Source organism: Mesorhizobium sp. M5C.F.Ca.IN.020.29.1.1, assembly GCF_003997375.1.
GTDB lineage: Bacteria > Pseudomonadota > Alphaproteobacteria > Rhizobiales > Rhizobiaceae > Mesorhizobium > Mesorhizobium wenxiniae.
This window is the reverse complement of record NZ_RZSW01000026.1, coordinates 1-26,553: the sequence shown is the minus strand read 5'-3', so window position 1 is coordinate 26,553 and position 26,553 is coordinate 1. Positions and strand designations below refer to the sequence as shown.

Genomic DNA, 26,553 nt, shown 5'->3' with positions numbered 1-26,553 from the left:
GGCGACGGTTTCGCTGGCGGCGCCCGCCTTGAATTCCCCGGCGACGACACCGTCGACCGGCAGGATGACGGCGCCGCCGGCTTCGGCCGCCTCGATCATGATCTGCTTGGCGGTCCCGGCGAGATCATGCTCGCACAGCGATTTTCCGACATCGGTGCCGCGCGCGGCGAGAAAGGTGTTGGCCATGCCGCCGCCGATGACCAGCGCGTCGACCTTCTTCACCAGATTCATCAGGAGGTCGATTTTGCTCGACACCTTGGCGCCGCCGACGATGGCGACGACAGGGCGGACGGGATTGCCGAGGCCCTTTTCCAGCGCGTCGAGTTCGGCCTGCATGGTACGGCCGGCGAAGGCCGGCAGCAGGTGTGCAAGCCCCTCCGTCGACGAATGGGCGCGGTGGGCGGCGGAAAAGGCGTCGTTGACGAAGATGTCGCCATTGGCGGCGAGCTTTTCGGTGAAGGCCGCGTCGTTCTTCTCCTCGCCCTTGTAGAAGCGGGTGTTTTCGAGCAGCAGCACGTCGCCGTTGTTCATGGCGGCGACGGCGCTTGCCGCTGCGTCGCCGATGCAATCCGGCGCGAAGCCGACAGGGCAGCCAAGCACCTTCGCGCTCGCCTTGGCGATCGGCTCAAGCGAGAATTCGGGCGACGGTCCATCCTTGGGCCGGCCGAAATGGGCAAGCAGGATGACCTTGGCGCCCTTGCCGGAAAGCTCGGCGATGGTCGGCGCGATGCGCTCGATGCGGGTGGCGTCGGTCACCTTGCCGTCGGCGACGGGAACGTTGAGGTCGACGCGCACCAGCACACGCTTGCCGTCGATGTTGCCGATGTCGTCCAGTGTCTTGAAGCCGGCCATGCTGTTCCCTTTCGCGAAAAATCGCCGGGACCTTACCCCGCATCAACGACGATGCAAGACCTGCAATGGTGCTACGCGGAAAATATGACACGGCATGTGTCGGGAGCAGTCAGCCCTCGTCGGTTGCCCTTTCCACCACCGGCTGTGGAGACCGTTCCGCGTCGTCCGGCGCCTCGGCACTCTGCTTTTTGATCCGCTTGCGCCAATTGCGCACAAAGCCAGCGACGCGGTCGGCGATCTCGCCAGCACTCAGGAACACAGGCACCCGTGCCACCGGCGCGGTCGGCTCGAGGGAAAGACCGAGGCCAGTGATCTTGCCTTTGTCGTCGACATCGCGGACGATCAGCTCGATCGGACCAATCAGCACGCGGTCGGCATATTCGGCATGACCGCCGAGCCGCTCCGTCACCAGGTCGCCGACGGTCAGCTTGCGTTCCTCCTCGGTCAGGCCCGGCGCGTAAGCGGCTTCAAGTTCCGCGGCGGAGCGCGCCGGATCGACGGCGAAGGCGCCGAAGAAGTCCGCGTCCTCGGGATCGACCACGGCCCGGCTGGCGAACAGCTTGTCGAGCAGGGCTGGATAGCGATCCGGCACGAAAATGTAGACATGGTCGCCGGCGGCGAGCCTGCCCATGTCCTGGAAGCGCATCGAGCGCCCGTCGCGCAGCACCAGCGACGGCCGCGCCCAGCGCGGAATGCGCTCGCCGCGCGCCACCGGGCTGCCGGGTGCTACGCGATAGGCCAGAAGCTCGTGGTGGGCGGAGCCCGGCAATTCGAGTTCGACCTTGTCCAACGGGCCTAGGCGGGCCGGCACGATCAGGCCGAGGCGGCGTGCCAGCGGTCCGACGGTCCATCCCTGGATGACCAGCGACACCAGCACGACGATGAAGGCGGTGTTGAAGATGAGACGGCCGTTCTCAAGCCCGCCAAGCAGCGGCGTGATGGCGAGCAGGATTGACACGGCGCCACGCAGACCCACCCATGAGACGAAGGCGACTTCCGGGCGCGGCAGACGGAACGGCATCAGGCAAAGCCAGACGGCAACTGGCCGCGCCACGAATATCAGGAACAGGCCCAGCAGCACCGCCGGCAGCAGGATCGCCGGAAATTGCGAGGGCGTCGCGAACAGGCCGAGGACCAGGAACATGATGATCTGTGCCAGCCACGACATGCCGTCCTGGAAGCGCTTGAGGATGGTGACTGCGCGAATGTCGGAATTGCCGGCAATAAGGCCGGCAATATAGACCGCCAGAAAACCGGAGCCGCCAATGGCGCCGGCGGCGGCGAACACCATCAGCGACAGCGTCAGCACGAAGATCGGCAGCAGCCCATGGTCGAGATTGAGCCGGTCGACAAGACGCACGATGGCGAGGCCGCCGAAAATGCCGACGATGGCGCCAAGCCCCATATTGAGAAGGAAGCCGAGGACGAGATCCGTAACCAGCACCCTGGCCTCGGGACTGGCGTTGGCGGCGATGATCTCGACCAGGCTGATGGTCAGGAAGATGGCGATTGGGTCATTGGTGCCGGATTCCACCTCGAGCGTGGAACGCACGCGTTCGCGCAAATTGATCTCGCCGGCGCGCAACAGGAAGAACACTGCTGCCGCGTCGGTCGAGGCGACAGCAGCCCCGAGCAGGAAGGATTCCAGCCAGCTGAGATCGAGCAGATAATAGGCGACGACGCCGAACAGGCCAGTGGTCAAAAGGACGCCGATGGTCGCCAGCGACAGTGCCGGTCCGGCCGCCTGGCGCAAGGCGTTGAGCGGCGTGCCGAAACCGGAATCGAACAGGATGACCGCCAGCGCCAGTGAGCCGGCAAAATAAGCCAGCCGCGCATTGTCGAATTGGATGCCGAGGCCGTCGGTTCCCGTGGCCAGGCCAATGCAGAGAAACAGCAGCAAGAGAGGGGCGCCGAAGCGGAAGGCGATCAGGCTCGAAAACGCGGCGGCGACGACCAGTGCGGCGCCGACCAGCGTCACGAGATAGATCGCATGCTCCATCCGCCAATTGCCCCTCGAATTCGTGTTCCTCTCGCTTTACGGGAGAGTGAGGCGAAGACATGACCGGTGCAAGGCGTGAGGGTGGTTTTTTGCCCTATGCCGCTGATTATTGAGTGTTTTGGTGTTCTAGGCGCTGTCTTGCCAAACAAACCGTTAGAGCGTCGTTTGCGCATCCAGAAGGCGCTGGGCGCTCTCATGAAAACGCCCGGACAGAGCCGGGCGTTTTCGAAGTCGCGAGAAGATGGTTCTGCGATCAGGCGATGGTCTTGCCGAAGGCGACTGCGGTGTCGGCCATGCGGTTGGAAAAACCCCATTCATTATCGTACCAGGACAGCACCGAAACGAAGTTGCCGTCCATGACCTTGGTCTGGTCGAGCGCCATGATCGAGGAATGCGGATCGTGGTTGAAGTCGATCGACACGTTCGGGTGATGGGTAACGGCGAGGATGCCCTTCAGCTTGCCGTTGGACGCGGCGATCACCGCCTCGTTGATCTCCTGCACGGTCGTCGGCCGTTTGGCGATGAACTTGAAATCGACAACCGAGACGTTCGGGGTCGGCACGCGAATGGAGATGCCGTCGAGCTTGCCCTTGAGATCGGGCAGCACCAGGCCGATCGCCTTGGCCGCACCGGTCGAAGTCGGGATCTGCGACAGGGCCGCGGCGCGGGCGCGGTAGAGATCCTTATGCATGGTGTCCAGCGTCGGCTGGTCGCCGGTGTAAGAGTGGATCGTCGTCATCATGCCCTTCTCGATGCCGACGGCCTCATGCAGCACGGCTGCCAGCGGTGCCAGGCAGTTGGTAGTGCAGGAGGCGTTCGAGATGACGATGTGATCCTTGGTCAGCTTGTCATGGTTGATGCCATAGACGACAGTGAGGTCGGCGCCCTCCGCCGGCGCCGAGACGAGGACGCGCTTGGCGCCGGCGGTCAGATGCGCGGCGGCCTTGTCGCGGGCGGTGAAGATGCCGGTGCATTCGAGCGCAATATCGATGCCGAGCTCCTTCCACGGCAACTGCGTCGGGTCCTTGATCGCGGTGACCTTGAATTTTTCGGTGCCGACGGTGATCTGGTCACCGTCAACCGTCACTTCATGCGGGAAGCGGCCATGCACGCTGTCGAAGCGTAGCAGATGCGCGTTGGTTTCGACCGGGCCGAGGTCGTTGACGGCGACAACGTCGATGTCCTTGCGGCCGGATTCGTGGATGGCGCGCAGGATGTTGCGGCCGATGCGGCCGAATCCGTTGATGGCAACTCTGACGGTCATTTTTCTCTCCCTGGGAGTTGGAGGCCGAAGATCAAGTCCGCAGCTTCATAACGGCGGGCTGGCAAAGAATCCAGCCGTCGATGGGTTGGATTTAAGTCCACAGACGGAGGCTGCCCGCAAAACCATTATGCGCGGTTTCGCGGGCGCCTGGCTTTACTCGCCGTGCAGGCGGGCTTCCGCCGCCTTCACCGTCGCTTCGGCGGTGATGCCGAAATGCGGATAGAGCTGTTCGATCGTGCCAGAGGCGCCGAAGCCGGTCATGCCGATGAAGACGCCGTCGGTGCCAATGAAATAATCCCAGCCTTGGCGGATGCCGGCTTCGATCGCGATCTTGATCGGCGCGTTGCCGATCGTCTTCTTGCGATAGTCGGCGCTCTGCTTGTCGAACAATTCGAAGCACGGCACCGAGACGACGCGGGTCGGATGGCCCTGCTTTTCCAGCGCCTCGCGCGCCGCCAGCGCGATTCCGACCTCGGAGCCCGAAGCGAAGATCGTCACCGCCGCATCGCCATTGGCGCCAGCCAACTCATAGGCGCCCTGGCGGCTGAGGTTTTCCGCAACAAAGTCGTTGCGCACGGTCGGCAGGTTCTGCCGGGTCAGCGCCAGCGTCGAAGGCGTCTTTTCCTGCTCGATGGCCAGCTGCCAGCATTCGGCGGTCTCGACCGCGTCGGCCGGACGGAAGACATTGTGGTTCGGGATGGCGCGCAGTGCGGCCAGATGCTCCACCGGTTGATGGGTCGGGCCGTCTTCGCCGAGGCCGATGGAATCATGGGTCATGACGAAGATCGAGCGGATGCCCATCAGCGAGGCAAGCCGCATCGCCGGACGGGCGTAGTCGGAGAAACACATGAACGTGCCGCCATAGGCGATGAGGCCGCCATGCAGCGTCAGCCCGTTGAGGGCGGCCGCCATGCCGTGCTCGCGGATGCCGTAGTGAACGTAGCGCTGGCCGTAATCGTCTGATGTGATGTTCTTGGTCTGGCTGGTCTTGGTGTTGTTCGAGCCAGTCAGGTCGGCCGAGCCGCCGATCGTTTCCGGCACCGCGCCGTTGATGATCTCGAGCGCCATTTCCGACGATTTGCGGGTGGCGACCTTCGGTTTGTCTGCGGCGAGTTTCTTCTTGTAGTCGGTGAGGACGGCCTCGAAATTCGCTGGCAACGTGCCACTGATGCGGCGCTCGAATTCGCTGCGCAACTGGGCGTCGGCCTCGGCAAGGCGGCCTTCCCAGCCGGTGCGTGCCTTGACACCCGTCTTGCCGGCGTCGCGCCAGGCATTGAGGATGTCGGCAGGCACCTCGAAGGGCGGATAGTCCCAGCCGAAGAACTTCCTGGCGCCGGCGATTTCCTCTGCGCCGAGCGGAGAACCGTGCGCCTTGTTGGTACCCGCCTTGGTCGGCGCGCCGAAGCCAATCGTGGTCTTGCAGGCGATCATCGTCGGTTTGTCGGAATGGCGCGCCGCCTCGATAGCATAGGCGATCGCTTCCGGGTCCTGGCCGTCGATGTGGCTGGCGTTCCAGCCGGACGCCTGGAACCGGGCGACCTGATCGGTGTTGTCGGCCAGCGACACCGGGCCGTCGATCGAGATGTTATTGTTGTCCCAGAAGACGATCAGCTTGTTCAGCTTGAGATGCCCGGCAAGTGCGATGGCTTCCTGGGAGACGCCTTCCATCAAGCAGCCGTCGCCGGCCAGCACATAGGTGTAATGGTCGACGAGGTCGTTGCCGAAAGCGGCATTCATGATGCGCTCGCCGAGTGCGAAGCCGACCGAATTGGCAAGCCCCTGGCCGAGCGGGCCGGTCGTCGTCTCGATGCCGGCGGCATGGCCATATTCGGGATGACCCGCCGTCCTCGATCCCAACTGGCGGAAATGCTTGATCTGGTCGAGGGTGATGTCTTCATAGCCGGTCAGATAGAGCAGCGAATAGAGCAGCATCGAACCGTGGCCGGCCGACAGAATGAAACGGTCTCGATCGGGCCAGTGCGGGTTCTTCGGATCGTATTTCAGGAAACGCGTGAACAGCACCGTGGCAACGTCGGCGCAGCCCATTGGCAGGCCGGGGTGGCCGGACTGGGCCTTCTCGACGGCGTCCATGGAAAGAAAACGGATCGCATTGGCCATCCGGTCATGTTGTTCACGCGAGGTCATGCTTCCTCCAGTGTGGGGGGTTGGGGCCTTGGGAGCGCCCTTGAAAAGCGTGCGCGACACATAGCAGGCGCGGCTTTTTAGTCAACAAACCGGCGCGCTTTCGCCGATCTTGTTAGTCAATAAACCGGCGCTTTTGCCGGTCTTGTGACGGCGCCAGAAGGGCCTTGGGGGCTGTACATTAGCGTTAGCAGGGGACAGCCGCGAGAGCTTTATTGACGTTGGCTTCACACGGCGGGTAATGTTTCAGACATAACGCGTTCTGAACGTGGATGATTCGGTGATGGGCAGGGCGCAGGACGAAAGCCATGACCGGGGAAACGACACTCAAAGAAGTCATCGCGAGGCTGGGTAAGGCCATCGAGGGGCTGGAAAATGCCGTCGCGGCCAAGCTCGAGCACGAGCGCGACTATACGGAAGCCGAGGCGGAGGTGCAGCGCATGAACGCCGATCGCTCGCGGCTGGCGCAGGAACTCGACAATTCCGAAGCGCGCGCCGAACGGCTGGAAGACGCCAACAAGGAAGTGTCGCGTCGGCTGGTGACCGCCATGGAAACCATCCGCGCCGTGTTGGACAGATAGGGACTGGACAGGTAGGCCAATGGCACAAGTCACGGTTTCCATCGACGGCAAGCAGTATCGCATGGCTTGCGACGAGGGCCAGGAAGAGCATCTGATCGACCTTGCCGAGCGCTTCGACCGCTATGTCTCGCATCTGAAAGACTCATTCGGCGAGATCGGCGACCAGCGGCTGACCGTGATGGCCGGCATCATGGTCATGGACGAGCTTTCGGAACTGCAAAAACGCGTCAAGGGCATGGAAAGCGAAGTGCTGACGCTGCGCAAGACGCGTGACGACGCGTTGACCAAGGCCGACAAGAACGATTCGGTGCTGACCCAAGCGCTTGGCGCGCTCGCCCAGCGCATGGAAGATCTGGCGACGACGCTGGCGGTGAACAAGGCCTGAGCCAGCGCAGCGAAAATTCCAGCTGCATTTGCCGAGAAGCAATGAAAATTTTTCGCCGCCGGCCTCGACCGGGTGCAACAGGCGTTTGAAGGATGACGCGGGAGTGGTAGAAAGGCAAAAGCAACGCCGGTCAATGCCGGCTGCAATCACAGGGTAGGGACACGTCATGAGCCTTCGTATCAACGATATCGCGCCGGATTTCACGGCGGAAACCACGCAAGGGACGATCAACTTCCACGAATGGATCGGTGACGGCTGGGCGGTGCTTTTCAGCCATCCGAAGAATTTCACGCCGGTCTGCACGACCGAGCTCGGCACGATGGCCGGCCTGGAAGGCGAGTTCAAGAAGCGCGACGTCAAGATCATCGGCATTTCCGTCGATCCGGTCGAAAGCCATGGCAAATGGCAGGATGATATCAAGAAGGCGACCGGCCAATCGGTGAACTACCCGCTGATCGGCGACAAGGACCTCAAGGTCGCCAAGCTTTACGAGATGCTGCCGGCCGGTGCCGGCGAAACCTCGGAAGGGCGCACGCCCGCCGACAACGCGACGGTGCGTTCGGTCTACGTCATCGGCCCCGACAAGAAGATCAAGCTGGTTCTCACCTATCCGATGACGACCGGCCGCAACTTCGATGAGATCCTGCGTGCGATCGATTCCATGCAACTGACTGCCAAGCACCAGGTGGCGACGCCGGCGAACTGGAAGCAGGGCGAGGACGTCATCATCACCGCCGCCGTTTCCAATGAGGACGCGATCAAGCGTTTCGGCGCCTACGAGACGATCCTGCCGTATCTCCGGAAGACCAAGCAGCCCTCAGCCTGAACGGCCAGGACGGCACGGAAGGATTTTCGGCCTTTTTGCCTCGGCCAAGCATGCGGTGCTTGACGGGGTGGCGCTGGCGAACGACCATGCTCTTCTTTTACCCCGGTAGGGAAAACCATTCCTGCCGGGTGGGCGTTGAGGGAGCCGAGATTGGACGCGACATCGGCCAAGCTGCAGGTGGCAGGCTTTTACGACAAGCCGAGCGGCTCCATCCAGTATGTCGTCGCCGACCCACAGACGCGACGATGCGCAATCATCGATCCCGTTCTTGATTTCGATGAGAAATCCGGCGCCACGGCGTCGAAGAATGCCGACGCGATGCTCGAATTCATTAGAGATCAACGGCTGGTCGTCGAATGGATTCTCGACACGCATCCCCACGCCGACCATTTCTCGGCGGCGCACTATCTCAACGAGAAGACAGGAGCGCCTACGGCGATCGGCGACAAGATTATCGACGTCCAGAAATTGTGGAAAGCGATCTACAACTGGCCGGATTTTCCTGCCGACGGATCGCAGTGGAACAGGCTGTTTGCCGACGGCGAGACCTTTTCGGTCGGCGGCATTCCGGCAAAGGTGCTTTTTTCGCCGGGCCACACACTGGCCTCGATTACCTATGTGATCGGCGACGCCGCTTTCATCCATGACACGCTGTTCATGCCGGACAGCGGCACGGCAAGAGCGGATTTTCCCGGCGGCAGTGCCGCGCGACTCTGGCGCTCGATCCAGGATATCCTCGCGCTACCGGACGAGACACGTCTGTTCGTCGGTCATGACTACCAGGCGGAGGGGCGCGAACCCTTGTGGGAGAGCACTGTTGCGGAACAGAAATCCAAGAACACCCATGTTGCCGCCTGCAGGACAGAGGCCGATTTCGTGGCGTTGCGCGAGGCACGCGACAGGACGCTGCCGATGCCGAGGCTGATCCTGCACGCGCTGCAGGTCAACATGAATGGCGGGCGCTTGCCGGAACCGGAATCCAACGGCCGCCGGTATTTGAAATTTCCGCTCGATTGCTTGTGATGAGATGGGTCGCTGGCACTACAACTCTATTTTAAATTCGGCCCCGGCCTCATCGCCCTGCCGGGCACTTCTCCCCGTATACGGGGAGAAGGAGGCTTTCGCTGACGATTTCGCCAATTTTCGACGTTACAAAAAGAGTGCCGGCGGTGCGATCTGCCTCTTCTTCCCGTCGCTATACGGGGAGAAAGTGTCGGCAGCCGGAGGAGGAGCGGCGCAGACGCCAGCTACTCTAGCTTCAGGGTTTTGTTCGGCGGGCTAAATGTTCATACGTGATTTGCCAAGGATCGCTCTCGAAAGATATTTCCTCGCCGATCCAATGGAAGCTGTTGGCAGTGATCTCAGTGAAACGCCATCGAGTTTTCAGACCGCGCGAGTCATTGCCGAGCTGGACAATGTCTTTTCCCTCGGCCCGCCCGATCTGGCGTGAGTGATCTCGGTTGAGCGGGTCGTTCCATACGATGTGCCATCCCTCGATCCCAGGATCGAAGATGCGCAAAGTCGTCCCATACATCGTGGACGGCGCAGGGCGCTTGGGCCTGATCCAAACGTCCTGAATCGCGCGGCCTTCGAGCACCCAGCCAAAATGGCATTCTCCATTGTATTTCTGGATTGTGCCGTCGTGGAGGTAGTGGACCGAGTCCATTTCCCAGCTTCCAATTAGCCATCCATACAGGTCCATGTCTTTCGCTCGGTCGGCTGGGGGACCTTCGGATCCGAGGGCGGTGAGAAACGGAGAAGTCGTCATTGTCATACTGCCTTTGGTTTCCAATAGGCGAGCTCAACTGCCCAGCGCAGCCCGGCGGCCCATTGTCGTGCCGGCCCGCCGCAAGCGCGGAAGCCCGTGTCGGCGCCGGAACATTGCCGCCACAATTTGCAGCGTTGCGGTTTCCAGGTCTTGGGGAAAATTGCTATATTGCCGCTATGAGCCGGCCAGGCTGATTGCACCGATGATTGAGCGGTTTATCGTGACGGATTGTGCGTCCGCGCAGGTGAGGCGGAACCGGCAACCCCAGCTAGAACATGACACCAAGGGACAATCTCCCGGCAGTCGGAGGACCCCATAAAAAAGGCGGCGCCAGTTACCTGACGCCGCCGTTATTTTTCCGTCGGAGCGTTACGCTGCCGGCTGCGCCTCGATGGTGCGCAGCGCCTGCATCTGGCGCTTGGCCGCGGCCTTGACTGCGTCCTGCACCTTCTCGAAGGCGCGCACCTCGATCTGGCGCACGCGCTCGCGGCTGATGTCGAATTCGGCCGACAGTTCTTCCAGCGTCAGCGGCTCCTCGGCCAAGCGGCGCGCCTCGAAGATGCGCCGCTCGCGCTCGTTGAGCACGGCAAGAGCGCCCGACAGCATGCCGCGCCGGTTTTCCAGCTCGTCCTGCTCGATTAGCGCCTCTTCCTGGCTTTCGTGGTCGTCGACCAGCCAGTCCTGCCACTCACCGGACTCGCCTTCGCTCGCCCGGATCGGTGCGTTGAGCGAGGCATCGCCCGACAGGCGGCGGTTCATCGACACCACCTCGGCCTCGGACACGTTGAGGCGGGTGGCGATCTCGGTGATCTGGTCGGGCTTCAAATCGCCGTCGTCGAGCGCCTGGATCTTGCCTTTCACCTTGCGCAGGTTGAAGAATAGGCGCTTCTGGTTGGCGGTCGTGCCCATCTTGACCAGGCTCCACGAGCGCAGGATGTATTCCTGGATCGAGGCCTTGATCCACCACATGGCATAAGTGGCGAGCCGGAAGCCGCGCTCCGGTTCGAATTTCTTGACGGCCTGCATCAGGCCGACATTGCCTTCCGAGATCACCTCGCCGATCGGCAGGCCGTAGCCGCGATAGCCCATGGCGATCTTGGCGACGAGCCTAAGATGGCTGGTGACGAGCTTGTGTGCAGCCGTGGTGTCCTCATGCTCGGCGTAACGCTTGGCGAGCATGTACTCTTCCTGCGGCTGAAGCATCGGAAAGCGACGGATTTCTTCCAGGTAGCGGCTGAGGCCGCCTTCGCCGGAAACGATACTGGGTAATGACTGGGCCATGATAGCGCCCCTCTCTCTTGGAGTGGTGCCCCCGAAACGCGGCGGGCATATATCGCGAACGCCAAAGGCTCGTTCGCGACAACCGGTGTATATAGGAACAAAACCAGAAAGGACAGCATTGGTTCAACACGAAACAGTGTGTCACGCTAAAGTGAACAACGCCGGTCAGGTTTTTGCCGATCAGGTTTTGAATGGATGGAAGGCGGTTCAGAGTTTGCGAAAGCCGTCGACGAGTTCCTCCATATCCCTCGGTACAGGCGCCTCGAACCTCATCGTTAAATGGGTCGTTGGATGCCGAAATTCAAGGAGGCGGGCATGCAACGCCTGTCGCGGAAATGCCTTCACCCGGCCCTTCAGCGGCTCGGGCAGCCGGTTCGCCTTGGTGCGAAAGGCTTGGCCGTAATCGGGGTCGCCGACGACCGGATGGCCGATATGGGCCATATGGACACGGATCTGATGGGTGCGGCCGGTCTCGAGCCGGCATTCGACCAGACTTGCCGAGGCAAATTGCTTTTGCTGCTCGCCAAAGCGCTCGATCACAGTGAAGTGGGTGACGGCGTGGCGGGCATCGTCGCGGCCCTCCGGCACCACGGCGCGGCGCACGCGGTCGACGGCGCGGCCGAGCGGCTCGTCGACCGTGCCTGTCGGTCTCATCGGTATGCCCCAGACCAGCGCCAGGTAGGCGCGTTTGAGATCGCCGGTCAGGCCATGATCGGCAAAGGCCTCCGACAATGACTTATGGGCGCGATCGGTCTTGGCGACGACCATGACGCCACTGGTCTCCTTGTCCAGGCGATGGACGATGCCCGGCCGCCGCACACCTCCGATGCCGGAAAGACTGTCGCCGCAATGGTGGATCAGCGCGTTGACCAGCGTGCCGGTCCAGTTGCCGGCGCCGGGATGGACGACAAGCCCAGGCGGCTTGTTGATGACGATCAATTCATTGTCTTCATAGAGGACGTCGAGCGCGATGTTCTCGCCTTGCGGCTCCGCCGGCTCCGGCTCCGGCATATCGACCGATACGCGGTCACCGGCCGCCATCTTGCGTTTGGTCTCGTTGACTTGCTGGCCGCCGACCTTGACGGCGCCCTGTCTGATCAGCATCTGGACCCGGCTGCGCGACATGTCCGGGCCGAGCTTGCCCGCCAGCCACTGGTCGAGGCGCTGGCCGGCCGCATCGGGACCCGCTTCCAGCACGATCGATCCCCCGTTTGGCGATCTACCGTCTGGTGATCCGCCCTCCATCAATCCATTCCCTATCAATCCATCCTCTATCAATATGGGGGCCTCTTCGTTATGAGCGCTCATCGAAATCGCTCCGGAATGTTTTGCCATGGCTGCTGCCGACGAAGACGAGGAAAAGCCGCTCGACCCCGAGGTTGAAAAGGTGCGCAAGAAGCTCGTCCGCTTCGTCGCCATCAATCTCGGCCTGCTGTTTCTCGCCCTTATGGTGGTGATCGCGGCCCTTGTCTACAAAACGCGCACCGCGCCACCTACAGCCCCATCACTTGCCGGCGACATCCAGGTGCCGGCCGGCGAGCCGCTGACCGGCGACGTCGTGCTGCCGGTCGGCGCCAAGGTCATCAGCCAGTCGCTCTCCGGCAACCGCGTCTCGATTGATGCGGAACTTGCCGACGGCAGCCGCGCCATCTTTGTCTACGACATCACTGAGCGCCGCATTGTCGGTCGCTTTTCGATCCGTAACAAATGACTGGATTCGTCGGACATCGCCGTGTGGCCACGGTCGCGCTCGTGGTCAGAAACTATGACGAGGCGATCTCCTGGTACGTCGGCAAGCTGGGCTTTTTGCTCATCGAAGACGTCGATCTTGGCGGCGGCAAGCGCTGGGTCACGGTGGCGCCGGCCAATGGACAAGGCGCGCGGCTGCTTCTGGCCGAAGCGGCCGATGATGCGCAAACAAGCCGCATCGGCAACCAGGCCGGCGGCCGCGTCTTTTTGTTTCTTGAAACCGACGATTTTGTCCGCGACCACACGGCAATGCTCGAAAAGGGCGTCGAATTCCGTGAGGCACCTCGCCACGAGGCCTACGGCACGGTGGCGGTTTTCGCCGATCTCCATGGAAATCTCTGGGACCTGATCGAGCCAAAACGATAGGATTGCAACGGATATTTTTCCAGCATCATCGACTGTCCGAAGGCCAGTTGCTTTTTCCCAGCCGTCAGCCTATATCGCCGGTTCTTGAACGCGCCCATCGTCTAGCGGTCAGGACACCGCCCTCTCACGGCGGGAACAGGGGTTCGATTCCCCTTGGGCGTACCACCTTCATCTAATTTCCCTTTTCGTTCAAAGCCTTACGGCGGTGAATGTCCAACTTTTCTACCGGGTTGGACAAATCCTGTTCTCTTTTTGCCCTGGACACCTTCTCCATGGCGGTGTCGCCGAGGCGCTTCCGGTTGAATTTCTTCACGTAGGTCCGCGCCTCGTCTGGCGTGCGATGGCCTAGGAAGGCCATGATCTCCAGCTCGCTTGCGCCGGCATCGCCAAGGCGCGTGGCGCCAGCTTTCCGCAGGCCGTGGGACGAACAATGAGGCAGGTCGGCATCGACGCACTGATCGTGAAACCAGTTGCCGAAAGTGGTCGGCTTATAGGGGCGATCGCCCGTGTGTGTCAGGAACAGCAACCGATCGCCAGGAACTAGCGCCAGGACAGCCTCGAGCTCCTCGAGGATGGGCAAGTCCACGTCGCCGCCGGTTTTGCCGCGGCGATAGGCGATGCGTCCGTGGCGCACGCTCTGACGCCCCAGCTTGACGACGTCTTGCCTGGCCGCGCCGGAATTGAGGATCAGCCGAAGTGCGAGGACCGCCTTGGAAGCGACGCCATGATGCGCCTCGAATTGGCTTATCTCATCTTCGGTCCAAGTATGGAAACCGTCTGGGTTTTCGGCATAGCGTTCAACGTCGAGTGTCGGATCGACGGCGATCAGCTTCTTGCGCATGGCAAAACGGCAGAGCCTGCGAAGCAGTTTCAGCAAGTGATTCGCCGCCGACGGCGTGTCGGCTTTCTTGCCGATGATCGCCTCGACGTGCTCTGTCCGCAAAGTAGCGACACGCCGCTTGCCATAGGCCTTGCTGAAGCGATCAAAGTCCTTGCCGAGATTGTACTGCGAGATCGGTCGAAGCTTCTTCCACTTCGGCGAGCGCTTGTAGTGCTCAATCAGCCAATCGAATGTGCCGTATTGGTGCCTGGAAGGCATCGCGGCCGCGCGGGATCCATGCAGCGCGGCCTCATAGGCCTTGCGGAATTCGATCGAGCCGTATTCGCCCGGCAGGTAGGTCTGCGGCACGCCCTTTTTCCGGAAGCGCCAACGCATTTTGCCGTGGCGATCGGGGGCCGGCGAGACGCCGGGGAATGGGTTAGCCGCGCGGCGTTTCATGAAAGGACATCGTCCCATTCGCTGGCGTCATCGCCACTCTGCGCCCCACGGCGCGTGGTTTCAACCTGCACCTCGACGCGGCCATCGGGATAGGAAACAAACTTGGCTCGATCATAGCCAGCGAGCTTTGCAGCCTTAAAAAGGCGCGTCGCGTCTGCTTGGGTTATGAGAGCAGATCTATTAGCCATAGGGGGCGAGCTTCCGACCTGGTGAAAAAGGGTCGCGGATGCAGCCGGGAGGAGACCTGTCGACACAGCTGCATCCGCTTTGGTCTGCCGCGCGGTACATCCGCGCGCGGCAGTCCTTCTCATTGCGGCCTCAGTCGATCCTGTGAAACCATCCGCCGGGCAGGATCAACGTCGAGGGCGAGCCGCGCGCCCCACCACAAGGGCCCCGGCAAATCTCCTAAAATGATCCGTTGAGCCTGAACTGACCGCCACCAAGCGCGACCCCAAATTTCTTGTTGGTGCCGGCCGTGGTCGTCAGCTCGTCGTCGGCAACCACATAGTAGGCGAGCGTGCCGGCGGCAAAGACATCACCGCTCTTCAGCGGCAGGTCCTTGAACACGCCTTCAAGCCGCGTCTGCACAATTTGGCCGCTGGCCGCCGCGCCGACGGCGATGCCGACGATACTGCCTACGCAAACGATATCTCCGGGCGCACGGTCGACGGGCGCAGTCAGCGGCACCGTGTGGCCATCCTGGACAAGGTTTCTCATGTCAGCTTCTCCTGATTTTACGCCGGACCGGCGTTCTTGTAAGCGCCGCGATAGTCGATCCAGCCCGCGCCGAAGGCAGTGGAAACGCGGGTGATGACAGCGTGCCTGTTGATCGGCGCCTCCGTGCGCACTTCCGGATCGTCCATGCCGTTGACGGTGCCATGCTCGAGGCTCATCTGCCGCTCCGGCCGGGCGAATAGATACCAAGCCTTCGGATCGGCGAGCCGATGTTCGACGACCGGCGTCAGCTTGCCCGAGAACGGGTTGACATCGTCGACCGAGGTTGCGGTGATCGCGGCGAGCAGCTGCTCGGCCGAGGTTTCCAGCTCGGGAGGAATGACCAGGAAGGACGGATTGACGCCGATATCGCGCAGGCCGTCCAGGTCCTTCTGCCGGCGCATGGCGAGCCGCCCCGCCGAAAGCGTCGTCACATCCAGCACTGCACCGGCCCCAGCCAGGTTGCCGTGACTGGCGTGGAACACGGCGACGCCATCGGACAGCACCGGGTTCGATTCGATCCGGTTGACGATCACACGCGCTTTGCCATCGAGCACGGTTTCGCCGATGCGAAGCGCCGGCTGCACCAGTAAGCCGAGATTGTCGTTGACCAGCGCTTCGGTTGTGATCTCGATCATCCGCGAGCGAATGACAGCAAAGGTCTTTTCCTTGCGTTCCCCGATCGTCCCGTACTGCACCTCTCCGCCCTCACCAGGCGGGAGCAGTTCGGGGAACAGACCGCCCTGGACGCTCTCCTTCTCGCGAAAATCTTCATAGGTCGTCTCGTGAGAGATGCGCAGGATCTCGGGGTAGTTGATGATCTGCGCCGCCAGAGCAGAGACAGAGACAGTGTCCGACAGGATTTTCAGAAAGTCGTCCGTCGTCATCATGGCGCGGATTTCGTTGCGCCCTCCGGTCTTCGAGGCGACCGCAGCCGCCGCATCGCGAAGACCCATGCCAGGATGTGCACGCGATACGGCATCGCCGAAGGCGGCGCGGACGATACCCGGCGAGTGCCGGTTCAACATAGCGATTGCCAACGGATCGAAAAGATCGGCGGGATTGGGTTTGGGAGCTGCGCTCATCGATTCTAGTCCTTACTTTGGGAGGAAGTCATTCCAGGTCGTGGGCCCGCTGCGACTGCCGCGATTGCCAGGCTGCGCCAGTCCGGACATGGGCACTCGCATGTCGGCCAGGCGTCTGGCTTCATAGGCCGATGCCTGCTCTTGGCGGTTTTTTTCGGTTTGGCTGGACGCCTTCAATGCGTCGAGCTCAGCCTGCAGCCTGTCGGCGCGATCCTTCTCGGCCGAGGCCGACAGCGGCCTCTCGCCGGCCGTCCAGTTGTTCTTGAGCGCTAGCGCCTTGAGCGCTTCCGGCGCCTTGGCGTAGGCGCGGTAATCGAAGGCGGCGAATGACTTCGCTTTCGCCTTGTCGACCTTGGTCGCGTAGCCGGCCTCGACGGCTTCTTCGGCCGTGAACCAGATCTCGTCCTTCATCGAGGCGCGCACGGCATCCGGCGCCGCCCCAGCCCGCGCCGCATAGATGCTGGCGTATTCGCCACTCAGGCGGTCGAGAAGTTCGGCCTGCTTGAGCTGCGCCGAAGCCGGCCCTACCGTGACGCCATGGGCCTCGTGCAACATCATCATGCTGCCAGCGCACATAGTGATTTCGCTGCCGGCCATAGCGATCAGCGAACCGGCCGACGCGGCCAGGCCTTCGACGACGACGCTGACGCCGGCCTTATGGCGCGCAAGCGCGTTGTAAATGCCGATGCCGTCGAAGGCATCGCCGCCCGGGCAGTTCAGCCGCACCGTGAGCGGCTTGCTGCCGTGCTGGGCCATGGCGGCAATGACATCATGCGAGGTGAAAGCGTTAGGACCGAAGAAATCGCCAGCGACCGGTCCGTGCAGGATCAATTCGCCGTTCTGATAAATGTCGGCCATGTGTTTACTCCTCGCCGAAGCCGCGATCATTGTTGGTCTTGGTGATCGCAGCCCGCCAATTCGCGGCAATCCGCTGGACACGATCTTCGGCGGTTGGCAGCGACGCTGGGTCGGGCCACATGCCGGAAATGTCGATCCCCTCGCCAGCGGCCCGACGTTGCAGAAGGACGAAGGACGCGGTGATGTTCGTCACGTTGACGCCGAACACCGTACCAGCGCCCGCAAGCGTCTCCGCAAGCTCGGCCTTGGTTCCGACGAAAGCATCGGACCGGGAAAACTGTTCGGTCGCCACATGCAACCGCCCGGCATAGTGATCAGCGGACCCGTCGCCGTATCGAAACATCGGAGCGCTTGCCTCAATGTCCGGACCCCTGCGAGCGATGAGGGACGCGGCGTCCCGGACGATCTCTGCTGCCATGGACCGGTTCATGCCGTGGCCGTCGGGCGCATCGACAAGCCTCTCGGCGATCAGATAGGCGAACGCTTCGAATGGCGAGTATTCGCGATCGGCGGCGTTGATCACCGGCAACTGGTTACGACGCTTGAGCGCCGACAGGCCGTCGGAATCGAGTTTGGTCAGGACGAAGAATTGGGCGCGACTGATCATTTTTGGGATATCCTGTCTCTGACAAAATGTATGGCTGACATTTTGTATGCGACAAGATGCATCTTCGTCAAGCACGATTATTGGGCACGCCTGGGGAGATCGCCGCCCATCGCCTCAATGTCGGCGACAAGGCTCTTCAGGATCGTAATCTCGCTTTCCTCGTCATCGGTGTTCCAGCGTGCTCTGACCCTCACCTTCGCGAGCAGACCCGCGAAACTTTTCGCCCGCGTCTGCATGACGCGATCGAACGCTCGGGCGGTCGCCGCAGCCTTGTTGGCCTCCTTGTCTTCCGCCTTGCGAACAAGCGACATGAGACGATCCACTTCCTCCTCGAGTTCCGCCGTCCTCGCGGTGGCGTCCTTCCGTCGATCGTCGGCGGCATTGAACGCGGCCTCGCGCCGCAAGAGCTTTGCGTCGGTTTTGCCCATCACGCCGCCTCCCCTGCCAGGCGCCTGATATCGGCGGCGATCGAAATCAAAGCCTCTTTCTCAGCGGCAATTTTGTCGGCCGCCCGGAGCTTGACCAGGATCCCCTCCAACGTTGCCGCCGGCATGGCCAAGATCCGATGGCCGACCCTGAAGAACTCGGCGGAGCGCGCGCTGTAGGCGGCTTCTGCGGCATCGATGCCGGCCTCGCGGTATATCCCATCCACTTTGTCTTGGTGCGCCTCCTGCAAAGCTCTGTATGCCGCCCGCCGTTCGTCGATCGCCTTCTGCCAGGCGCGCAGGGGCGCCGGCCATTTCTCTGGAAATGCTAAGTCGCGAACCAGCATGCCGGCGTACATTTCATGAAGGTGGCCCGGCATAGTCGGTTCCTCCCAGTTCGCAGGCCGCGGCGGAAAGAGCTTGTCGGCCTTCCTGCCGACCCGCTCGCAGGCCTTGTTAGCGCCATTCATCTGCGCCTCGGCTTCCGCCATTTCCTGATCGAGCCAGAGCAGATCGATGTCGGGATGTTCGGCGGGTTGCGCCAGCGAAATAGTCGCCAAAGTAGTGGCGGCGGCTGACGATGCAGCCAAGCTAAGGACTTGGCGGCGGCTGATCGAGGGCAAGCCTTCGGCGGCTGCCCGAACGAGTGCGTTCGGCATTTGAGAGTTCTCCCCTTGCATCCAAGTTACATTTTTCCTATAACTCTGAAGGAAATCACAAGTCAATTGTTTTCATTCAAGGCTGCATGAAATTGACAATCTCTCCGGCACAGTGTAGGGCAGCGCGAGCATTGATCGCTTGGTCACAGGACCAGCTGGCCGAGGCATCCCGTGTTGCGACTGCGACAATCGCTACGTTCGAGACGGGGAAACGAGTTCCCTATCCGAGGACCATTGACGACATTCGCGAGGCGCTCGAAAATGCCGGGATCGTCTTCATCGACAAGAACGGCGACGGGCCAGGCGTGCGTTTGCGGAAAGACGTTTACGAAGCCGAGGTGGCGGTGAGAGCTGGCGCCGCGCTTAGAGCGCTGAAAAAAGAGTAGGAGCTTTAAGCCTTACCCCTGGTCCCCCCTCAAATCCTGAGCCCTGCCCGCAAACCCTCGCAAAAATCAGCGAGGACACTCTCGGTTCCAAGGCGCCGCCATGCGATCGCCAATGGGAATGAATCGACTCGAATCAAGGACAGTGCTTTGGTGGCTGATTGCATTGGGAGAAGGGGATCAACACCCCTTGCGGGAGCGAAATGCGCCAAACGTTTTCTGGAAACGCCCAAACGGTCATTCAGGCCGCCGTCGACGCGATGGAAAAGCGCGCCGACGAAAATCTGGCGAGGATCATGGTACTGGAATCGGTGCTCTACGCCGCGCTTGACCGGATGAAGCGCACGTCGATGCTCGACGATGGATGGTCGACCTTGCTTTCCTTCATTGCGAACAAGCACCGCGAGAATGGCGCAAAGAGCGATAGCAGGACGGCATCTTTGCTAAACCGGGTGGCAGAAGGTGTCGAACAATATTCGAAGATTGTTCCAGGTGAAGGCACCTTCGACCCGCCCAATTTTACCATCATTCACGGCGGCAAAACGACGCATCCCAGCGAAGAATAGTTCTAAAAAAGGCCCCATTCCCCCTTGATATCTTGAGCGCAAACCCTCGCAAAGATCAGCGAGGGCAGGGCTCCAAAGCGCTGCCAAGCACGTACACGACGCCGCCTGCCATCGCGCCAGCAATACCGCCCTGCCCCTTCACAGCAGCCACGCCGGCAGCGCTAAGCGCGCCTGTGGCCAGTTCGAGCCTTTCCCCGCACCGATCGCAGATCGTGCACCATTCGCCCTTCTCGCGATGCCAGGCGCCCATGGCGTGGCCGCGCGCGGTGGCGCGGCGCGTAGCCGCGGCTTGCGCGCTGGCGATGCTCAACGCCGGCAGTAAGGGCGCTGGCGCTGACGGCGGCCGCGACGGACCGGCAAGCGAAATCCTGTTACGCATTCGCCCCCACGCCCCCACGCCCGTCCGCCAGGTGCGCGGCGACTTCCTGCCAGAGCTCGGCAATGCGATTGCTTGCTTCGGCGATCATCAGCCTGCGGAACAGCCGCTCCTCCCGATCGTCGATCTCGGCCATGGCGCACGCGATCCTGACCAGGTCGGTGTGCTCTTCGCCGATCCTCTGAAACCGCTGCGACAGAAACTCGCCGTCGAACATTCCTTCAGCGCGGCCCCATCAAGCGGCCGGCGTCAGACCGGCCAGTGTTTGCTCGGACCGCCGCCGGCTGTTGCGCGATCGGTACCGGCCGAACATTGGCGTTGAACTCGGACGCGAGCTGCGCGCCCATACCGGCGATCATCTTTGCAAATTCGTTGCCGGCCTGCTGGCCGCCGCTGACGATCTTGTCCTCAAGCTCGGCCCCGACGGGAGCAAACCAGTCTCCGGCCGGCTGCGAACCGCCGCCCGCACCCGGCGGCAGCGACCAGGCGCTCTCCGGCCGGTAGGAAGATCCTCGGCCGTGCTGGGCTGGATAGAGATTGCTGCGCACTACGGGGCCAAGCGGCGTCGGCGCGCCGTACGGCAACGGAATGGGGACGCCATTGGCGTCTGTGCCGGCGCCGAAGCTCGGATCCCGTGGCAGGACCGTTCGCCGCGAATCGGCATATTGCTTGTAGGCGGCCGCCGCGCGCAGCTCTTCGTCGGAGCGGTAGCCGCCGATCCGAGCCATCTGATCCTTGTCTTCGTCACCGTGCGTGATTCCCCAGGCCGTGCGGGCGGCGAACCCATGGACGCCGCTTTTCTCAAGGCCGGCGTTGACCGAGTTCGCGTAGCCGAGCGTGTCGACGATATATTTCAGGCCATCGACGACGCCCAGAGAAGCGGCAAAATCACCGGCCTGAATCTGCAGCTCGCTGAGCGTTTCCTTGATCCGGTCCAGGCCTGCCTGTGTGTTCTTCAGCAGCTGCGCATTGTTGCGATCGAGGACGCCAGGTGCATTCGCCGCAATCTCCCTTTGGGCGGCGACGATCTCGTCATACTTGTCGAGGATAACGGTTGCGGCCTGGCGGGCTTCCTTGTCGCCGAAAATCTGGCCCAGCCGGTCCGCCTTGCCGCCGGTCGCCTCCATCAAGATATCGTGCGTCACCTTCAGCATGTCCTCGCCGTTTTCGCGCGCGGCCGACATGCGCTTCAGGAAGCTTCCGCTGATCTTGCTAAGCCTCTTTTCGACGTCCGGACTGGAGAGTTTTTCGAGGAAATCGCCAACCGACGTAGCAGCCTCGCCGACGGTGCCGGTATAGTTCGCCATCACCTCGAGGAATCCGACCATGCGCTGCGCGCCCTCGATCCCCTGGAACCCCTGCTTGGCCGCCGAAGGCAGCAGCGAGGGAAGGAAGCGCGACATATCCGGCGCCTCGAATTTGCCGGCCGAGCTGCCGGCCGCGATGATCGAGAAGAACTTCTCGGCATCCTTGGTCGTCAAGCCGAGCGACAGGCGCGCCGTGTTCCAGCTGTTCACGACATCCTCGCCCGACGCGCCGAGCGCCTGCTGCGACTTGGTGAGCAGGTCCAGATCGTTGCGGATATCGGTGAGGCTGGCGCCGGCGGCCGCGTAGGCGCCGACGGTTTCCATTACCTGGTCCGACTGTAGGGCATAGGCCTTGGCGTAGTGGTTCACGTCCTGGTACAGGCCCTGCATCTCGTCGCGTGACGCGCCAAGCGTGAGGCCGATGCGCGTGAGCTGTCGCTCGACAGAGGCAAATTCCTCCGGTTCGGCATGCGGGCGGCCGATGTCGCCGGCATGCCGATGTCGGAGGTCGTCGCCTGGTTCGCTCGCGCCGTCGAATACTACAACCGTAGGAGCCAAAAATGAGCAATCGCACGATCGAAGCCGTGATGCGGCTTTCGGCCAAGCTGGGCCCAATGGGCGCGTTCGACAAGATGGGCGCCAAGCTCAACCAGATTAATCAGAAGTCGATCGCGTTCAACAGGACGCAAGGCGTGCTCAATCGCACCATGTCGGCCATGCCGATCGGGCGCTTTATTGGCCCGGCGGTCGCCGGCTACGCTCTCACGCAATCGATCAAGAAGATCAGCTCGTCGGCGCGGGATCCGACTTCGAAGGCTGCGAGGCGGTTGCTGGCTCGCCAGACGTAAAAAAATCGAGCACAGCGACCCGAACCGCCCTGGCGTCTTTGATGCCGAGCTCGCCAAGCATGTCGACGCCTGGATCAACGATGCAGCGGCGGACATAGGCGGCGACCGTGTCGACGTTCTCGATCACGACGTTGTTGCCGGCGGCGCGCTGCATCTCGTAGGGCTCGCCCAACTGCATCAGGTCGTTGAACCGCGGCTCGCGCACCTTCACCGTTTCGAAGACGGTGCCATGCGCCTCATAGCGGCGGGACAGGGTGACGGTCTTTTCAGTCATTTCGCGTTCTCCTTCAGGTTGCATGATGTGTGCTGCACGGATCGGAACGCGTGTTGCGTGTACCGCCTGCAAATTGGCCTACTAGAAAAATCCCGGGATCCCCCGGGCCCGTATAGGTCAGGGCCCTTTGATACGGTCCCTAGACCGGGGGGTGGCTGACGGCGCGCATAGGCCTGACCCTTCGGACCTTGCCTCCCATCAAAGGGCCGGCAGCTGGTTGTCGTCTGACCTCCAATACTCCAACCCATCGTTTTTATTCCTCTGCACCACTTTTCGATAGTTTAGCGATAGTTTAGCGATAGTTTTATTGTTAATTATCAATAGGTTCGATAGTAGCGACAGTTTTTAAGGCCTATGACGTAAAAACAAATTATCTCGCACTCTCTTTCTCTACGTATAGACCCCCAAAAACTGTCGCGAACTATCGCAACACTTTGATTTTATTGATCTATCTTCGCTGTATGAACTGTCGCGGACTGTCGCAAACTGTCGCAAGTGTCGCGACGGAAAAGCTAATGAAAACAACGAAACCGCCACTTTTCGGCAGTGCGCTGACCTAAAGCGGGGGTGCGGGGTTTCAGTCATTTGAACCGCGCTTCATAGGTGACGATGCGGCCGGCAACACGCCGAATGCCGGTCCTCGGCATGAGCAATCCGAACCGTGTAAGAGACAGATGCGGCGCGCCCGTCTCGTCGGCCCAATCGATGTAGGCCGTGTGAAGCTGACGCGCGGCGATGCCGACCCGACAGTCTGCGACCAGGCGCGCCTCGACGAATGCGGCGACGTAGAGCAGCAAGCTTAAGTCAGGGGGTCCGGGGGATTTGCCAACTAGCGGAAGCCCGAGATCCTGCCACAGCTGGCGCGCTGCTCTGGCCCCAAACAATCGGCCGGCAGCATCAACGATCTGGGCTTTAGACGCCATCTCTGACCAGTTTTCCGACGTGCTGGCAGCAGCGGCCGAGACGGCAGGCCGGTTGGACAACGGGGCGAAAGCTGCAATGTTTTCAATGGGGGCCCTGCGACCGGTTGGGCAACCTAAGTGCTTGATCTTGCGAGAAACAAGCACGCCCCTTGGGCGTACCAAGGATCTCAAAACGTTTGCGTACCTGGCATCGCCGTCGGTCACGGCCGCAGTCACCGCTTCTGGCGCGGCCCCCTCAATTGAATTAGCATCGCGTCATGTAAATAGGGGCCAAAGGTGCAGAACGCCGCCGGAGATGAATTTGTCGCGCAACGAATAGATCGAAGCTCGTCGGGAAGAGAAGAGCGCAGGGAGAGAGGGCCAAATGCAGAAATTGCAGTCGCAGGGCGTCCATCACATCACGCTGGTCGGCGCCGGGCGTCAGACCTCCATCGACTTCTGGGAAGGGGTGCTTGGCATGCCTTTCATCTTCGAGCAGCCCAATCTCGACAAGGCCAGCGAAAGCCACCTCTATTTCGATCCGGGTGACGGCCGGCTGATCACTATCTTTACCGATGAGAGCCGCACGCCGGTGAAGGGGCGCACGCCGACCGATACGGGCTGCGTCCATCACATCGCGTTTGCAGTGTCGCGCGTCACTTTCCTGCAGGCGGTTTCCCGGCTCGACGAGCGCGCCATCAAGCACAGCGGCGTCAAGGATCGCGGTTTTATGGACTCGATCTATTTCGAGGATCCGCTCGGCCTGCTGATCGAACTCGCCTCCTACCGTTTCGAGCCGCCGGCGGGCTTCACCCATGCCGACGTGCTGATGCAGGCGCATAAGCTTCGCGTCGCGCGCGGCGACTACGCAATCGCCGAAGTGCATCTCGCCGACGCGATCCAGGCGCTTGTCGAGCGCTCCCGCGCGACCTTGTCGGAGGACCGCGCGCCGAAAAATCCATACTGACGACAGCAACCCGAGGGAGGACCATAATGGCAAAGACGACAACGAAAAGTGCGAAGAAGCCGGCTGTCAAGGCCGCCACAAAACCAGCTGCCAAGGCGACAAAGCCTGCGGCCAAGGCGCCGAAAGCTTCCGCCGGGTCGGCAACGAAAGCCGCCGCAAAACCTGCAGGCAAGGCATCCGCGAAGCCCGCGGCCAAGGCCAAAGCGAAATCAGCGAAAAAAGCCGGGCTGACGCTCAGCATGCTGAAGCCGAGCGTCAACAATATGAGCGTTCGGGTGTTTGCGCGCGCGGCCGGGCTCGACCATTCCGAGACCGACGTATGGGGCTACACACGCTCGCCTGAGTACATGGCGCGAAACCCGGCGCATCTGACGCCGATGATCGAGGACAAGGGCTTGCCGAGAGGCGTCCTGTGGGAAAGCTGCGCCATCATGCAGTATCTCGCCAACAAGCATGGGCTGGAGAAATTATATCCCAAGGCGCCGGCCAAGCGGGCAATGATCGACAGCGCCATGTTCTACCTGATCGGCACGCTTTACCCCTATGTGGCGCGCGCCACCTATCCTGCGCTGAACTTCCCACAATATGCCGGCGAGGTCGGCCACAGCGACGCTCATCCCGACAAGAAGTCGGAAGCCCAGAAGGCCGCTATAGCCGCGATAGCCGAGCCGCTGGGGGTCTTTCACAGCTTCTTCAGGAACGGCAAGCCGTTCATCGGCGGCAAGAATCCGTCGATCGCCGACATTCGCCTGGCCGCGACGCTCGAATTCCTGGCCGTCATCGACTATGCGCTGCCGCAATGGGCGAAGGAGTACATGGCGGCGATCGAGAAGAAGCTCGGCAAAGCCTATGCCGAGCCGGCCGCCGACGTGCGCGGCTATATCGCCTATGTGAAGTCGCAGGCCGAGGCGTGAGGCGTCTTGGCTGACTGCGTTGAGCGCATCGAGCTTGCCCCTCAGGCGACAGGGCTGCAGTCATAGGCCGAGACACCGCCCGGCCGCCGGATAGATAGGCCAGAGGCATCGGCATTGCTGCAAATCGGGGGCGGCGTTGCGCTTGGCGTTCAGGGACCGAACATCACAAGCTCGGTGAACGTCAGATCTCCGAGCGAGGGTGGTCTGGGACCCTTGAAGTACTTCAGCCCCCTGTTGGGGCGGTACCACCCGAACAGGCCTGCAATCGGCTCCTTGGCGTCGACGACGCACAGCAGGAAGCCGCTTCGCAAGAGAAAGCGTCCCACAGCACCGGCGCACCGGCTCAAATCCGCGAGGGAGCGGCAATAGATGACCTGATAGGATGGGATAAGACCGCGCAATATCCGGCGCGGCATTAATACGAAAGGAAACGCTGCTCCGTCGCAGATGCAAATCAATGACAGGCAGCCCAGCGCGGCGTGTTCCGAGAGTATGTATCTCTCACTGTCCGGCAGCATCGCCATTTCGGCAAGATCGGGACGAGCTTCAAGCACGCGACATGACCGCTGCGCCGAACTAAAAGCCGGCAAGAAGGCAAATTGTCCGGTGGAGAAGGGGCGAAAGCCGAGCGCCCAGTTGGCTTTTAACGTTGCGGGCGCCGGCGAAATATTCGTGTAGGTCACGTCCCTGCGCTTGAGAAGCGTCGTAACCAATTTGGCGCCATAGGGACGGAATTCCGCGTCGACGGACCAGCTTGAAAGGTTACAGCGGACTTCGTCGCCTTCCTGCCCCGGATAAAGGGTATACAGGGTCAGCACAACGCCGACGATCCGATCAGCCTTCTCCAAAGCCAGGCCGTATTGTGGGAAGTCGGCGACGGCAGGCCGTTGCGACAAACGTGTCAGCGCCTGAATCCAGTAACTCCGGTCACGCTCCGGAAAGCCCCGGCACAGGCAGTCGACCACTCCTTCCCAATCAGCTTGGCGAATTGGTCGACAGAGAACGTCGGGAGGGAGGGCGCCAAGTACGGCCATAAATTGACTTCCAGAATACGATAGTTACTTAGGCATGCTTCACACGCTAACACATTGGTTCACAACGATTAATAATATGTGCCGCATTTAAAGACGACTTTCCGCACTCATCACGAAAACGCAGATCAGATTGACCATGACG

Annotated in this window: 31 protein-coding genes and 1 tRNA gene; 12 read left to right on the top strand and 20 right to left on the bottom strand. The window is 61.7% G+C overall.

Annotation, left to right across the window (positions count from 1 at the left end):
• The 4 genes from EOA85_RS04150 to tkt form a co-directional block, all read right to left on the bottom strand.
• Positions 1–852 (bottom strand): phosphoglycerate kinase (locus tag EOA85_RS04150; protein ID WP_164759482.1); only part of this gene is annotated, 852 nt, incomplete at its 3' end.
• Between the two features lie 109 nt (positions 853–961).
• Positions 962–2,851, bottom strand: coding sequence for a potassium/proton antiporter (locus EOA85_RS04145; protein ID WP_127208479.1), 1,890 nt, complete (start codon positions 2,849–2,851; stop codon positions 962–964).
• 253 nt (positions 2,852–3,104) lie between these two features.
• Positions 3,105–4,115: a type I glyceraldehyde-3-phosphate dehydrogenase gene (gap, locus tag EOA85_RS04140; protein ID WP_127208478.1), complete on the bottom strand. Its 1,011-nt coding sequence runs from the start codon at positions 4,113–4,115 to the stop codon at positions 3,105–3,107.
• Between the two features lie 153 nt (positions 4,116–4,268).
• Positions 4,269–6,260, bottom strand: a complete 1,992-nt coding sequence (gene tkt / locus EOA85_RS04135; protein ID WP_127208477.1) for a transketolase — start codon at positions 6,258–6,260, stop codon at positions 4,269–4,271.
• Between the two features lie 305 nt (positions 6,261–6,565).
• Between tkt and EOA85_RS04130 the strand changes: the two genes are divergently transcribed.
• The 4 genes from EOA85_RS04130 to EOA85_RS04115 all read left to right on the top strand — a co-directional run bounded on the left by EOA85_RS04130 (position 6,566) and on the right by EOA85_RS04115 (position 9,072).
• Positions 6,566–6,838, top strand: coding sequence for a DUF4164 domain-containing protein (locus tag EOA85_RS04130; protein WP_023797069.1), 273 nt, complete (start codon positions 6,566–6,568; stop codon positions 6,836–6,838).
• Between the two features lie 19 nt (positions 6,839–6,857).
• On the top strand, positions 6,858–7,223 hold the full coding sequence (locus EOA85_RS04125; RefSeq protein ID WP_023797070.1) for a cell division protein ZapA: 366 nt from the start codon (positions 6,858–6,860) through the stop codon (positions 7,221–7,223).
• A 166-nt stretch (positions 7,224–7,389) separates the two neighbouring features.
• Positions 7,390–8,049: a peroxiredoxin gene (locus tag EOA85_RS04120; protein ID WP_065007495.1), complete on the top strand. Its 660-nt coding sequence runs from the start codon at positions 7,390–7,392 to the stop codon at positions 8,047–8,049.
• Positions 8,050–8,199: 150 nt separating this feature from the next.
• The gene (locus EOA85_RS04115) at positions 8,200–9,072 is read left to right on the top strand and encodes an MBL fold metallo-hydrolase (RefSeq protein WP_127208476.1); all 873 of its coding nucleotides are present in this window, start codon (positions 8,200–8,202) and stop codon (positions 9,070–9,072) included.
• 235 nt (positions 9,073–9,307) lie between these two features.
• Here the strand turns inward: EOA85_RS04115 and EOA85_RS04110 are convergent, their stop codons facing one another.
• From EOA85_RS04110 to EOA85_RS04100, 3 genes are all read right to left on the bottom strand, one after another.
• Positions 9,308–9,751: a hypothetical protein gene (locus tag EOA85_RS04110; protein ID WP_127208475.1), complete on the bottom strand. Its 444-nt coding sequence runs from the start codon at positions 9,749–9,751 to the stop codon at positions 9,308–9,310.
• Positions 9,752–10,186: 435 nt separating this feature from the next.
• Positions 10,187–11,098, bottom strand: a complete 912-nt coding sequence (rpoH, locus tag EOA85_RS04105) for an RNA polymerase sigma factor RpoH (RefSeq protein ID WP_029348727.1) — start codon at positions 11,096–11,098, stop codon at positions 10,187–10,189.
• 207 nt (positions 11,099–11,305) lie between these two features.
• On the bottom strand, positions 11,306–12,406 hold the full coding sequence (locus EOA85_RS04100; protein WP_127208474.1) for an RluA family pseudouridine synthase: 1,101 nt from the start codon (positions 12,404–12,406) through the stop codon (positions 11,306–11,308).
• Between the two features lie 25 nt (positions 12,407–12,431).
• On the opposite strand from EOA85_RS04100, the gene EOA85_RS04095 reads away from it, so the two are divergent.
• From EOA85_RS04095 to EOA85_RS04085, 3 genes are all read left to right on the top strand, one after another.
• On the top strand, positions 12,432–12,809 hold the full coding sequence (locus tag EOA85_RS04095) for a fimbrial protein (protein WP_127208473.1): 378 nt from the start codon (positions 12,432–12,434) through the stop codon (positions 12,807–12,809).
• Positions 12,806–13,213, top strand: a complete 408-nt coding sequence (locus EOA85_RS04090) for a VOC family protein (protein ID WP_127208472.1) — start codon at positions 12,806–12,808, stop codon at positions 13,211–13,213. The genes EOA85_RS04095 and EOA85_RS04090 overlap by 4 nt, the downstream gene beginning before the upstream one ends.
• Before the next feature lie 90 nt (positions 13,214–13,303).
• Positions 13,304–13,378, top strand: a tRNA-Glu gene (locus tag EOA85_RS04085).
• Between the two features lie 7 nt (positions 13,379–13,385).
• On the opposite strand, the gene EOA85_RS04080 is transcribed toward EOA85_RS04085, so the two are convergent.
• The 7 genes from EOA85_RS04080 to EOA85_RS04050 all read right to left on the bottom strand — a co-directional run bounded on the left by EOA85_RS04080 (position 13,386) and on the right by EOA85_RS04050 (position 18,840).
• On the bottom strand, positions 13,386–14,402 hold the full coding sequence (locus EOA85_RS04080) for a tyrosine-type recombinase/integrase (protein ID WP_206523238.1): 1,017 nt from the start codon (positions 14,400–14,402) through the stop codon (positions 13,386–13,388).
• Between the two features lie 495 nt (positions 14,403–14,897).
• Positions 14,898–15,209, bottom strand: a complete 312-nt coding sequence (locus tag EOA85_RS04075) for a DUF2190 family protein (protein WP_127208470.1) — start codon at positions 15,207–15,209, stop codon at positions 14,898–14,900.
• Between the two features lie 17 nt (positions 15,210–15,226).
• Positions 15,227–16,291, bottom strand: coding sequence for a Mu-like prophage major head subunit gpT family protein (locus EOA85_RS04070; protein WP_127208469.1), 1,065 nt, complete (start codon positions 16,289–16,291; stop codon positions 15,227–15,229).
• 12 nt (positions 16,292–16,303) lie between these two features.
• Positions 16,304–17,149, bottom strand: a complete 846-nt coding sequence (locus EOA85_RS04065) for a head maturation protease, ClpP-related (protein ID WP_164759481.1) — start codon at positions 17,147–17,149, stop codon at positions 16,304–16,306.
• Between the two features lie 4 nt (positions 17,150–17,153).
• Positions 17,154–17,756, bottom strand: coding sequence for a hypothetical protein (locus EOA85_RS04060; RefSeq protein ID WP_127208467.1), 603 nt, complete (start codon positions 17,754–17,756; stop codon positions 17,154–17,156).
• A gap of 77 nt (positions 17,757–17,833) precedes the next feature.
• Complete coding sequence (locus EOA85_RS04055; RefSeq protein WP_127208466.1) at positions 17,834–18,184, bottom strand: hypothetical protein; 351 nt, start codon at positions 18,182–18,184, stop codon at positions 17,834–17,836.
• Positions 18,184–18,840, bottom strand: coding sequence for a hypothetical protein (locus EOA85_RS04050; RefSeq protein WP_127208465.1), 657 nt, complete (start codon positions 18,838–18,840; stop codon positions 18,184–18,186). The genes EOA85_RS04055 and EOA85_RS04050 overlap by 1 nt, the downstream gene beginning before the upstream one ends.
• A 92-nt stretch (positions 18,841–18,932) precedes the next feature.
• Between EOA85_RS04050 and EOA85_RS04045 the strand changes: the two genes are divergently transcribed.
• Positions 18,933–19,226 (top strand): transcriptional regulator, encoded by a 294-nt coding sequence (locus EOA85_RS04045; RefSeq protein ID WP_348627877.1) that lies wholly within the window; start codon positions 18,933–18,935, stop codon positions 19,224–19,226.
• A 158-nt stretch (positions 19,227–19,384) separates the two neighbouring features.
• Positions 19,385–19,789: a hypothetical protein gene (locus EOA85_RS04040; RefSeq protein WP_127208464.1), complete on the top strand. Its 405-nt coding sequence runs from the start codon at positions 19,385–19,387 to the stop codon at positions 19,787–19,789.
• A 55-nt stretch (positions 19,790–19,844) separates the two neighbouring features.
• Here EOA85_RS04040 and EOA85_RS04035 read toward each other — a convergent pair whose 3' ends face one another.
• Genes EOA85_RS04035 through EOA85_RS04025 form a run of 3 tightly spaced genes read right to left on the bottom strand, consistent with a single transcriptional unit; the run spans position 19,845 to position 22,030 of the window.
• The gene (locus EOA85_RS04035) at positions 19,845–20,168 is read right to left on the bottom strand and encodes a hypothetical protein (RefSeq protein ID WP_127208463.1); all 324 of its coding nucleotides are present in this window, start codon (positions 20,166–20,168) and stop codon (positions 19,845–19,847) included.
• Positions 20,161–20,382, bottom strand: a complete 222-nt coding sequence (locus EOA85_RS04030) for a hypothetical protein (protein WP_127208462.1) — start codon at positions 20,380–20,382, stop codon at positions 20,161–20,163. The genes EOA85_RS04035 and EOA85_RS04030 overlap by 8 nt, the downstream gene beginning before the upstream one ends.
• A 4-nt stretch (positions 20,383–20,386) precedes the next feature.
• The gene (locus tag EOA85_RS04025) at positions 20,387–22,030 is read right to left on the bottom strand and encodes a phage tail tape measure protein (protein WP_164759480.1); all 1,644 of its coding nucleotides are present in this window, start codon (positions 22,028–22,030) and stop codon (positions 20,387–20,389) included.
• 2 nt (positions 22,031–22,032) lie between these two features.
• Between EOA85_RS04025 and EOA85_RS37280 the strand changes: the two genes are divergently transcribed.
• On the top strand, positions 22,033–22,320 hold the full coding sequence (locus EOA85_RS37280) for a hypothetical protein (protein ID WP_164759479.1): 288 nt from the start codon (positions 22,033–22,035) through the stop codon (positions 22,318–22,320).
• On the opposite strand, the gene EOA85_RS04020 is transcribed toward EOA85_RS37280, so the two are convergent.
• Positions 22,256–22,594, bottom strand: coding sequence for a phage tail assembly protein (locus tag EOA85_RS04020; RefSeq protein ID WP_127208460.1), 339 nt, complete (start codon positions 22,592–22,594; stop codon positions 22,256–22,258). The genes EOA85_RS37280 and EOA85_RS04020 overlap by 65 nt on opposite strands.
• A 581-nt stretch (positions 22,595–23,175) precedes the next feature.
• A complete protein-coding gene (locus tag EOA85_RS04015) occupies positions 23,176–23,721 on the bottom strand; it encodes a hypothetical protein (RefSeq protein WP_127208459.1) in 546 nt (181 codons plus the stop codon).
• Positions 23,722–23,881: 160 nt separating this feature from the next.
• Between EOA85_RS04015 and EOA85_RS04010 the strand changes: the two genes are divergently transcribed.
• Both EOA85_RS04010 and EOA85_RS04005 read left to right on the top strand, forming a co-directional pair.
• A complete protein-coding gene (locus EOA85_RS04010; protein WP_127208458.1) occupies positions 23,882–24,463 on the top strand; it encodes a VOC family protein in 582 nt (193 codons plus the stop codon).
• 26 nt (positions 24,464–24,489) lie between these two features.
• The gene (locus EOA85_RS04005) at positions 24,490–25,377 is read left to right on the top strand and encodes a glutathione S-transferase family protein (protein WP_127208457.1); all 888 of its coding nucleotides are present in this window, start codon (positions 24,490–24,492) and stop codon (positions 25,375–25,377) included.
• Positions 25,378–25,526: 149 nt separating this feature from the next.
• Here EOA85_RS04005 and EOA85_RS04000 read toward each other — a convergent pair whose 3' ends face one another.
• Positions 25,527–26,411: a hypothetical protein gene (locus EOA85_RS04000; protein WP_245485604.1), complete on the bottom strand. Its 885-nt coding sequence runs from the start codon at positions 26,409–26,411 to the stop codon at positions 25,527–25,529.
• Positions 26,412–26,553 lie beyond the last annotated feature (142 nt).